Raw genomic sequence first — 10,177 nt, forward strand, 5'->3', positions numbered from 1 at the left:
GATCGCCTCGCGTCACCCCGGATGTCTACCGTCCCGAGCCACTCCGGCGGAGCGATTTGACCCAACAGTGATCTGAACCTGGAACACGCCCTAGTGCCCCTCCCGGCAAGCTTTGCCCCGTCGCGCCGCCCAGCACGCACGCTCGCCGCGTTGGCCAAAAGCCCTGGTAGCCCCGCTACAAGGACTTCCGGCCGCCTTGCGATCGCACGCACCGGACGACGCTCCTTCCGGGCAAACATTGCCGGTCACGGCACTAGCGCACCAGGCAGGGGCGCTTGGCGTTGAACGTCCAGCCGGGCACGAGGTACTTCATGCCGGCGGCATCGTCCCGCCTCCCCAGCGCCTCTTTCCGGTAGAGCTCGTGGGCCGCGAGGAGCCGGTCCATGTCGAGTTCGACGCCCAGGCCGGGGGTGTCGGGGACGGCGATCTCGCCGTCGACGATTCGTGGCGGGGTGGCGGTGAGCCGCTCAAGGCCCTCCTGCCAGATCCAGTGCGTGTCCAGGGCGTTGTACTCACCCGGGGCTGCGGCGCCGCAGTGCGTGATCATGGCAAGCGAGATGTCGAAGTGGTTGTTGGAGTGGCAGCCCCAGGTCAGGCCCATTGCATTGCACAGCTGGGCCACGCGCACCGAGCCCTGCATGGTCCAGAAGTGGGGGTCGGCCAGCGGGATGGAGACCGACTGCAGGGCCAGGGCGTGGGTCAGCTGTCGCCAGTCGGTGGCGATCATGTTCGTCGCCGTCGGGAGGCCCGTGGCGCGGCGGAACTCAGCGAGGATCTCGCGCCCGGAGTAGCCATCCTCCGCACCGCAGGGATCCTCGGCATAGGCGAGCGTGCCCATCAGTGGCGAACACAGCTCGACCGCCTCGCGTAGCGACCACGCGCCGTTCGGGTCCAGGGTGATCCGCGCCGTGGGAAAGCGGTCCTTGAGCGCGCGTACGGCCTTGACCTCGTCGGCGCCCGCCAGGACTCCGCCCTTGAGCTTGAAGTCCCGGAAGCCGTACAGGTCGTAGACCGCCTCGGCCTGGCGGACGATCGCCTCGGGCGTGAGGGCCTCCTCGTGCCGGAGGCGGTACCAGTCGACCTCCGAGTCGGCCTCACGGACGTACTCCAGGTCGGTGCGGTCGGGGTCGCCGACGTAGAAGAGGTATCCCAGCACCCGTACGGCGTCACGCTGTTGGCCGTCGCCGAGGAGGGCCGCGACCGGTACGTCGAGGTGCTGGCCGAGCAGGTCGAGCAGCGCCGACTCGACGGCCGTGACGGCGTGCACGGTGGTCCGCAGGTCGAAGGTCTGGGCGCCTCGTCCGCCCGAGTCTCGGTCCGCGAACCGGGCCCCGATCTCGCGCAGGACGCGTTTGTAGTCGCCCACCTTCGCGCCGACGACCAGGGACTCGGTGTCCCGTAGCGTCCGGGTGATCTTCTCGCCACCGGGTACCTCCCCCAGTCCCGTACGGCCGTCGGAGTCCTTGAGGACGACAATGTTGCGGGTGAAGTAGGGGCCGTGGGCGCCGGAGAGGTTCAGCTCCATGCAGTCGCGGCCGGCGACGGGGTAGACGGCGAAGTGGGTGATGGTCGGCTGGCTCATGCTTGTCGGGTTCCTTGAGTGCGAGGTGCGGCGGGGGCTGTGATCAGGGACTTCAGACGCTGAGGAAGTCGAGGGTCCACTCGACCGCCAGGACGCCGCCCAGGCCGAGGACCGCGAGCACCGTCGTATAGCTGGTACGGACCTTGATCGCGTCGATGACCGAGAGGTTGAAATACTCCTTGAACAACCAGAATCCCGGGTCGTTGACGTGGGAGAAGGCGATCGACCCGCACGAGACGGCGAGCACCATCATCTCGGGGTGGGCCCCGCTGGCCGCCAGGAGCGGCAGCACCACACCGGAGGCCGTGACGACGGCAACCGTCGCCGAACCGAGCGCGACGCGGAGGATGACCGCGATGAGCCACGCCAGGATGATCGGCGAGATCGACCAGGTCTCCGTGGCGTCCTTGATGTAGTCGGAGATCCCGCCTTCGACAAGGACGTTCTTGAAGGCGCCGCCGGCGCCGATCACCAGGAGGATCATCGCCATCGCCTGGACCGCCGAGGCGCAGGAGGCGCTGACGTCCGCCAGGCTGCGGCCGATCCGTGGGCCGAACGCCCAGACCGCCAGGAGGAGGGTCAGAAGGAGCGCGATCGGTGCCGAGCCGACGAAGGCAACCATGTGCAGGAACGGGCTCTCACCGGACGTGACCATGTCGGTCACCGCCGCGCCGGCGATCAGCACCACCGGGAAGAGGGCCACGAACACCGACCAGCCCATGCCGGGCATCTCCTCGTCGGTGAACTCGCGCTCGCTGACGAGGCCCTTGGGTATGGAGGGGTTCATCGCCTTGACGAACGGCAGGCGCGGCCACAGGAGCGCGATGAGCGCACCGACCGGTACGGCGATGAAGAGGCCGTAGAAGAGGGTGTGGCCGACGGAGGCGTGGAAGGTCGCGGCCACGGCGGTGGGGCCGGGGTGCGGGGGCAGGAAGCTGTGCATCGTGGACAGAGCGATCGACATCGGCAGGCCCACCCACAGCAGGTTCGCCCCGGTGACCCTGACCAGCGTGAACGCTATGGGCACGATGATGATGAAGGCGACCTCGTAGAACATGGTCACGCCGATGAGCATGGACGTCACCACCATGGCCACCTGGACCCAGCGGGGGCCGAAGGCGTCGAGGAGCTTGTTGGCTATGCGTTGTGCGGCGCCGGAGTCCCCCATGACGCGGCCGACCATGGCGCCGAGCCCGATGGTGAGCATCGTGTCGCCGATCTGACCCCCGATGCCCTCCGAGAGGACGTCCGGGATGTCGACCACCGGAATCCCCCGAACCAGCGCTACGCCGACCGCAACGAGCAGGAGAGCGGCGAAGCCATTGAGTTTCAGTCGGGTCATGAGCAGCAGCAAAACCAGAACGCTGATCCCGACTACAAGGAGTGGCATGTCAGTTCCCCTTTGAACTGTCGACTTTTTGAACCGCTGACCTGCCCCCGGCTCCTCGGAGCCGGTGGCAATGGCGGTGGGTGAAGGGAGTGCGGCGGGTGGTGAGGCCGTGTCAGGCGGTGCGTCGGCGTACTGTTCCGACCAGGTTCAGCCCGTCGTCGAGGATCTTCTCCAGGTCGACGAGGTCGACCGGGCCGGGGTCGGTGAGTGGGGCGCGTACGGGGCCTACCGGCAGACCTCGCAGCCGGGCCGCGGCCTTGACCAGAGACACGGCATAACCCGGCACCCGGTCGCGCAGCTCGACGAGCGGGACGTAGAAGTCGCGCAGCAGCTTGTTCACCCCCGCGTCGTCGCCGTCCCGCAGGGCGGTGAAGCAGGCGTCGGCGATCTCGGGCGCGAACGCGTGGACGGCCGACGAGTAAGCCGGGACGCCGACGGCGGCGTACGCGCGGGCCTGGATCTCGGCGGTGGCGGCGCCGTTGAAGAAGGGAAAGCCGTCGGGTGCGGCGAGGGTGAGGCGCTGGAGCCGATCGAGGTCGCTGTGCCCATCCTTCAGGCCGATGACCGTGGGGATCTCGGCGATCCGGCGCACGCTTCCGGCGGAGAAAGCGACCTGGCCGCGCTGGTACGCGATGAGCGGCAGCCGGGTACCGGCCGCGATCCGGCGCAGCTGCTCGACCGGACCGTCCTGCGGAGCTCCGACCAGGTAATGCGGCAGTACCAGCAGGGCGTCGGCGCCGGCCTTCTCCGCGATGCGAGCGAACCGCAGTGCCTGTGCCCAGCCGTACCCGATCCCCGCCACCACGGGCATCCGGCTGTCGGCGACCTCGACCGTGGCCTCGACAACTGCGCGGTACTCGTCCTCGTCCAGCGCGCTGAACTCCCCGGTTCCGCAAGCCGGGAACACCGCGCCGGGTGCGGTGGCCACCTGAGCGGTCAGATACGTCCTGTACGACTCCAGGTCGAGGCTGCCGTCGTCCCGGAAGCTCGTGAGGGGGAAGGACAGCACTCCGCCCGCCATGCCCTCGCGGAGCCGCTGAGCGACACCTTCGGTTTCCACACTGAGCCGCTCCATGAATCCATCCCCATATGCAGATGACGTACATGTATGAGAACGGAGGTTAGGTGGGTGACCTGGGCGCGGTCAATGGGCGCGACAACGCGGATTTACGATGTGGCCATGCCGGAAAACAGCGGGGTCCGTGGGGTGAAGTCGGCGGCCCGGACCGTCGCGCTACTCGAACTGCTCGCCGCACGGGGCGACCGGCCCGCACGCCTGGACGAACTCGCCAAGGACCTGGGCGTACCGCGCAGCAGCATGTACCAACTGCTGCAGACCCTCGTCGACTGCGGCTGGGTGCGCTCCGACACGACCGGCTCCCTCTACGGCATCGGCATCCGCGCCCTGCACACGGGTACGAGCTACCTGGACAGCGACCCACGCGTGCGCACGGCCCGCCCGTATCTCGACAAGGCTTCGGACACGCTCGGCGAGACGATTCATCTGGCCCGGCTCGACGGACCGAACGTCATCTACCTCGCAACGCGCGAGTCCCACGAATATCTGCGCACCATCAGCCGGGTCGGCCGCCGGATCCCGGCCCACGCCGGAGCCCTCGGCAAGGCCCTGCTCGCCGAGCGCCCCGACGACCAACTCCCGCTCTCTGAACGCCCTTTGGTGGCCCTCACCGAGAACACGCACACCGAACGCTCCGCGCTGCTCGCCGACCTTGCCGGAGTGCGGGAGCGCGGCTACTCCGTCGACCACGAGGAGACAGTGTCCGGCATCGCGGGCTTCGGCTTTGCCCTGAGGTACGACACACCGGCCATCGACGCCATCAGCTGCTCGGTGCCGGTGGCACGACTCAGCGAGGAGCACGGGACCCGGATCGTCGCGGTCATGCGGGAGATACGGACGAAGATCGAGAGTGCCCCGTCACCCGCCTCAGGCGCTCCCGACTGGCGCTGACCCCGCCGCGCTCTTCTTCCAGGGGGTTGGGACGCGACGGTGGCTCGCCGACGACTTCGAACCCGCCTCGGGGCGTGGCACTCCCCCGAGGCGCCGCCGACGCACTGGGCGCTCGCACATGCCGTGGAGCCCGAAGCCGCTGCCCGAGATGGCATGGAAGGAGCCGTGCCACCTCCGCCCCCTCGGCCCTGTACTCCCGGGCCTGGGCGCGCAGCTGGTCGAGCTGAACGCTGCCGGACTTCCCATGCGCAGCTCGAAGGGGGTCAGCGGTTCCTCGAGCGTCACGAGGCCGTAGGCCGCAGAGAGGTGGGTGTCGGGCTGCAGCAGCACAGGCGCCGCAGGCTCGACAGGCGGGTGTCCGCTCCGGCTGGTTCCATGGCGGGGAAGGGAGGTGCTGAGCCGTGGCCGGCTGGTTGTCGCCGGGGAACGTGACCGAGGTGACCCGGCTGCTGGACCTGAGCGGGGTGTTCGTCAACGGCACGCTCGGCGGGGTGCTGGCACGGGCCCGCCGTCTGGACCTGTTCGGCTTCCTCGTCATCGGCATCGTCTCCGGCCTGGGCGGCGGGATCCTCCGCGACACCCTGCTGCAGCACGGTACGCCCGTGGCCCTGACCGACTACACCTACCTCGCCGTCGCCACCGCCGGCACCATGCTGGCCTTCATGGCCGACCTGAGCCGCCACACCTCTGGTTGGGTATTCAAGCTCCTCGACGCTTCGGCGCTCAGCGTCTGGGCGGTCGCCGGGGCGCAGACGACCCTTGCCGTAGGTCTGGGCTGGCTGCCGGCTGTGCTGCTGGGCACGATCACGGCGGTCGGCGGTGGTGCCATCCGGGATCTGCTGCTGGCCCGCATCCCCGTCATCTTCGGCGGCACCCCCTTGTACGCGACCGTCGCGGTGCTGGTGAGCACGGTGATGGTGGTCTGCAGTCGGCTCGGCGCACCCACCGTCGGCATTCTGGCCGGAGTCGGAGCCGGCGTCTCATTGCGGCTGGCCGCGCTCACCTGGGGCTGGAGGCTGCCGGGCAGCCGCGACTGGCGGCCGGGGTCGTCGCACGGTCGGCGTTCCTGAAGCGAACGGTGTTCCGATCACCCACCAAGAAAGACGAGCACACAGTCATGACTCTCAAGGATCGCGCGGATGCTGTCCTGGCCGGGCTGGACGGCATCCGGTCAGAGCTGGAAGATTTCTACAAGGACCTGCATGCCCATCCCGAGTTGGGCCACCAGGAGCACCGGACCGCGACTCGTGTGGCGGAGCGCCTGAGGAACTACGGCTACCAGGTGCACGAGAGGATCGGCGGCACAGGCATGGTCGGCGTGCTGGCAAACGGCGCCGGGCCGACGGTTCTCCTGCGTGCCGACATGGATGCCCTGCCGGTCCATGAGGAGACGGGTCTGCCGTACGCCAGCACGGCCGACTCCACGGACGCCTCCGGCCGACAAGTGCCCGTGGCACACGCCTGCGGTCACGACATGCATGTCACCTGTCTGCTGGGGGCGGCCCGTCTGATGGCGGCCGGCGCGAGGTCGTGGCAGGGCACGCTGCTGGTCTTGTTCCAGCCTGCCGAAGAGCCTGGGGACGGCGCCGACCGGATGCTCACCGAGGGGCTCACCGACCGTGTTCCCCATCCAGACGTCGCCTTCGCCCAGCACGTGCTTCCCTATCCCGCCGGGGAGGTGGGCACGCGCGCCGGATCCTTCCTCTCCGCGGCGGACAACATCAAGATCACTGTCTATGGCAGGGGCGCTCACGGGTCGGCTCCGCAGGCTGCGATCGACCCCGTGGTGATGGCCTCGATGATCGTCGTCCGGCTCCAGACGATTGTCTCGCGCGAGCTGGCAGCCACCCAGCCCGTAGTGGTCACGGTGGGCTCCGTCCAGACGGGCACGAGCGGCAACGTGATCCCGGAGTCGGCCGAACTGCTGGTCAACGTGCGCACCTATGACGAGGACACCCGCCGGGCCGTCCTGGCCGCCGTACGGCGCATCGTCAAGGCCGAGTGCGACGCCTCCGGGGCAACCCGCGAGCCGCGGATCGAGGAGGGCACCCGCTTTCCGCCAACCGTCAACGACGAAGCGGTGACCCGCGAGGTCTCCACCGCATTCGCCACAGCCTTCGGGGAGCGCGCGGGAACCGTCGAACTGCAGGGCGCCAGCGAGGACTTCAGCCGCATCCCGGACGCCTTCGGCATCCCGTACACCTACTGGGCCCTCGGCTGCATCGATCCGGACACCTATCAGGCCGCCCGGCAACGCGGCACAGTGGCCCAGGACATCCCGGTCAACCACAGCCCACGCTTCGCACCAGTCCTCCAGCCCACCCTGGACACCGGCGTTCAGGCCCTGGTCGCAGCCGCATTCACCCGGCTCGCGATGCCGAACCACGCAAGTCCGTAAGGTAGACCGTGCTGTGCCCGGCATCTCACGACGCGTCAGCCACGCCGTAAACGGCGCGAGGTGTTCGCCGACGAGGGTGGAGCGGGAGATGACGAGGTCGGTGGGGTTCCCTCGAAGACGATCCGGCCACCATCGTGGGCGGCGCCGGGGCGGATGTCGATGGATCCATTCGGCGTGCGCCATGACGGCCTGGTGGTCCTCGACGACGATGACCGACTTACCGGAGTCGACGAGCCGGTCGAGCAGGCCGAGCAACTGCTCGACGTCGGCGAGCCGGCCGAGGGTGCAACCGAAGCGAGTTCTACGTTTCCGACGGCTCCGGGATCAGCGGCGGTAAGGTGAGTGCGGCTCAGGTCAAGGAGCGGGCGCCCCGCGCCACGTGGGCCGGTCCGTGCCGCCGCGGCCATCGAGGGACTGAGCAGCCGTCACCCGCACCCGCCGACGCGTGGTCAGTGCCCGCCGGAACCGCCGCTCTGAGTGCAACGCGGGCCACGCGCACCGCGGCCTCGATGAAGGTCTCGACCGAGCGCCGGTCCGACACATCGCAGACCGTCGCGGTGATCTGTGCATTGGCCTGGGTGATCCGTTCGAGTGCCGGCTCGTCCACAGGCCCACCCACTGATCGAGCCCGGCGGCCTGAACCGGCCGGGGCGGTCGTCCGTCGACTCCGGCGGTGCCGCGGATGCGAAATTCCACGGCGCGAGGTGTGCTCGGGTCGGTAGCCTCTGCCCGTGCGAAACATCGAACTACTGGCGCCGGCCGCTCGGCGGGTCGACGCCGCCGGCCTGCGCGAGCTGGACGCCGACGAACTCGCCCGGTACGTGGCCGATCCGGCCCACCCGTGGTGGCGGCGCGAGCCGTGCGTGCGGGCGCTGGCCGGTCGGGTGCCGGAGGGGCGGGTCGCCGAGCTGATCGCCCGTGTCCAGGACCCGGACGACACGTCCGAAGTCCGCATCGCACTGCTCGACCTGCTTGGGGCCCGGGCGGAGTTGCTGCCCTGGCTGCGGCACGAGGACCGGCGGGGAGACGACGACTTCGGCATGCGCGAGGCCTTCCTCGATGCCCGCGGCCGGCTCGGCGACCACTCGGCCCTACCAGAGCTGGCGACCCTCGCCGCCTCCGAGTGGCCGCGTCAGCGGGCGGTCGGCAAGGCCGGGCTGTACGCGCTGGCCCGGCGGTACGGGAACGAGGCGATCCTGACCGGCCTCGGCGACGAGCGGCCCGAGGACCGGGCGGCCCGCCTCCGGCTGCAGGACGAGGAACTGAATGTGTTCGCGCTGGCCGACCCCGACCGTTCCGTCGCCTTCCTGGCCCAGTCTCTGCTGACGGACGAGCACCGCGTGCGCGCCTACCTGAACGAGGCGCCGACCACAGAGGCGAAGCTCTGGGCCGCGTACGCGCTGTACCACCTCACCGAGGACGCGGCCGAGGCCCGAGCGATTTACGACCGCCTGGGTCGCCCCCGGGTCGAGGTGGCCGGCCTGGACGAGGAACTGCGCGGCGTGATCGTGCACGAGTACGCCGGGGGCTGCAAGGAGCGGAGCGACCCGCGTTGGCGCGTCGAGGTGCTCTGCACCGAGCCCTCGGCCCGGCCCGACCAGGACGAGCAACTCGACCGGGCCATGGCCGCGCTGACCGCGGCGGACCTCGAACCGGCGTCCCCGGTCTCCGCCGGCGACCACCACCAGCAGGGCGAGGGGACCTACCACGTGATCGCGTGCGGGGGGAGCCTGGTGCGCGTCAGCACCCTCGGCCCGTTCGCCACCGGCTACGACGCCGACCCCACGGCCCGTCAGGCCCTGGAAGCGGCCGGGTTCCGCTGGATCGACGACGAGACCGGTGCGATCAAGGTCACCGACCTCTGCGTCTACTACTTCGGCGGGCGGGTGCCCCTCACCGTTGACACCCTGCTGTTCTACTGGCAGGACTAGCGAAACAAGCCCTACCCAGGCCGGCCCATCCACACATATTGACAATTACTCCCTCGACGTCCGCCCGGCCTGTAACCATTACGCGACCCAGAACACTTCCGAGATCAAGACGCGGCCGGGAAAGCACCCGCGCTTCCACGTCCGCTTCACCCCGACGGGCTCATCCTGGTGGAACCAGGACGAGCGGTGGTTCGGCCTGTTGACGGACAAGCTCATCCGCCTCGGCGTGCATACCTCCGTGAAGGCCCTGGAGCAGAACATCACGGCCTGGGTCGACGGATGGAACGAGAACCCCCGGCCCTTCAACTGGACCAAGACCGCCGACGAGATCCTGCACTCCCTCGCCGACCACCTCACCAAAATGAACCCGCCGACCGCTGAAACCTGAAACGAACTCAGTCTCGTAATTTCTGGCGCATCACACGAGGAGAGCGTCCGCACTCTGCTGGTCGGCGTGCCACTGCGCGACCGAGGCCCGGTAGTCCAGACGGCCGTCACGGGCACGATGGAAGCCCTGGGGACCACGCTCATCCTCGCGGCCGGACCCGACCGCACCTGAACCGGCGGCCAGCCGAGCGGACACCTCACCGGCAATCCCACACGCCCCGGCACGCAGAGCGCAAGCCGCCCGCGCCCGCCAACCGCGACGCACAGGACAGCAGCGAACACATAGGATGGCAAAGCTGATGTACAGGACACCGGATACCGGCCGCACACGGCGCGCGGCCGCCCCGAACGGACACCCGCCACGAGGTGCCCCCATGCCGGAAACCCCGGCCCGATTCCGACGGGCCGGGGTTTCCATGTGATGTGCAGGATGCTGTTAGTACCGGTCGCGGTCGTCGCGGTCGAAGTGGTCCCGGATCACCCGGAAGCTGCCCACGACACCGTTGCGGACGAACACGCC

The 10,177-nt window shown here is 69.3% G+C and carries 8 protein-coding genes and 1 pseudogene; 5 read left to right on the forward strand and 4 right to left on the reverse strand.

Annotated features, from left to right (window positions below):
• Positions 1-253: 253 nt before the first annotated feature.
• From AB0I23_RS40300 to AB0I23_RS40310, 3 genes are all read right to left on the reverse strand, one after another.
• Complete coding sequence (locus tag AB0I23_RS40300; protein ID WP_359118109.1) at positions 254-1,582, reverse strand: enolase C-terminal domain-like protein; 1,329 nt, start codon at positions 1,580-1,582, stop codon at positions 254-256.
• A 52-nt stretch (positions 1,583-1,634) separates the two neighbouring features.
• Complete coding sequence (locus AB0I23_RS40305) at positions 1,635-2,972, reverse strand: gluconate:H+ symporter (protein WP_359118112.1); 1,338 nt, start codon at positions 2,970-2,972, stop codon at positions 1,635-1,637.
• Positions 2,973-3,084: 112 nt separating this feature from the next.
• A complete protein-coding gene (locus AB0I23_RS40310) occupies positions 3,085-4,047 on the reverse strand; it encodes a 5-dehydro-4-deoxyglucarate dehydratase (RefSeq protein ID WP_359118115.1) in 963 nt (320 codons plus the stop codon).
• Positions 4,048-4,152: 105 nt separating this feature from the next.
• Between AB0I23_RS40310 and AB0I23_RS40315 the strand changes: the two genes are divergently transcribed.
• From AB0I23_RS40315 to AB0I23_RS40325, 3 genes are all read left to right on the forward strand, one after another.
• On the forward strand, positions 4,153-4,941 hold the full coding sequence (locus AB0I23_RS40315; protein WP_359118117.1) for an IclR family transcriptional regulator: 789 nt from the start codon (positions 4,153-4,155) through the stop codon (positions 4,939-4,941).
• Positions 4,942-5,342: 401 nt separating this feature from the next.
• Entirely contained in the window at positions 5,343-6,011 is a 669-nt protein-coding gene (locus AB0I23_RS40320) for a trimeric intracellular cation channel family protein (protein WP_359118118.1), read from the forward strand.
• Positions 6,012-6,058: 47 nt separating this feature from the next.
• Positions 6,059-7,339 carry an amidohydrolase gene (locus AB0I23_RS40325; RefSeq protein WP_359118121.1) on the forward strand — a complete coding sequence of 427 codons (1,281 nt, stop codon included), beginning with the start codon at positions 6,059-6,061 and terminating at the stop codon, positions 7,337-7,339.
• 48 nt (positions 7,340-7,387) lie between these two features.
• Here the strand turns inward: AB0I23_RS40325 and AB0I23_RS40330 are convergent.
• Positions 7,388-7,612 (reverse strand): annotated as a pseudogene (locus AB0I23_RS40330) (hypothetical protein); the annotation flags it as partial.
• A gap of 458 nt (positions 7,613-8,070) precedes the next feature.
• Between AB0I23_RS40330 and AB0I23_RS40335 the strand changes: the two are divergent.
• Both AB0I23_RS40335 and AB0I23_RS40340 read left to right on the forward strand, forming a co-directional pair.
• Positions 8,071-9,270 carry a hypothetical protein gene (locus AB0I23_RS40335; RefSeq protein ID WP_359118124.1) on the forward strand — a complete coding sequence of 400 codons (1,200 nt, stop codon included), beginning with the start codon at positions 8,071-8,073 and terminating at the stop codon, positions 9,268-9,270.
• A gap of 199 nt (positions 9,271-9,469) precedes the next feature.
• Positions 9,470-9,658, forward strand: a complete 189-nt coding sequence (locus AB0I23_RS40340) for a hypothetical protein (protein WP_359118127.1) — start codon at positions 9,470-9,472, stop codon at positions 9,656-9,658.
• Positions 9,659-10,177 lie beyond the last annotated feature (519 nt).

The organism is Streptomyces atratus (assembly GCF_040655115.1).
GTDB lineage: Bacteria > Actinomycetota > Actinomycetes > Streptomycetales > Streptomycetaceae > Streptomyces > Streptomyces atratus_D.

Coding starts and splice junctions, on each gene's coding strand:
- AB0I23_RS40325 (WP_359118121.1), top strand. CDS start 6,059: ATGACTCTCAAGGATCGCGCGGATGCTGTCCTGGCCGGGCTGGACGGC.
- AB0I23_RS40300 (WP_359118109.1), bottom strand. CDS start 1,582: ATGAGCCAGCCGACCATCACCCACTTCGCCGTCTACCCCGTCGCCGGC.
- AB0I23_RS40305 (WP_359118112.1), bottom strand. CDS start 2,972: ATGCCACTCCTTGTAGTCGGGATCAGCGTTCTGGTTTTGCTGCTGCTC.
- AB0I23_RS40315 (WP_359118117.1), top strand. CDS start 4,153: ATGCCGGAAAACAGCGGGGTCCGTGGGGTGAAGTCGGCGGCCCGGACC.
- AB0I23_RS40310 (WP_359118115.1), bottom strand. CDS start 4,047: ATGGAGCGGCTCAGTGTGGAAACCGAAGGTGTCGCTCAGCGGCTCCGC.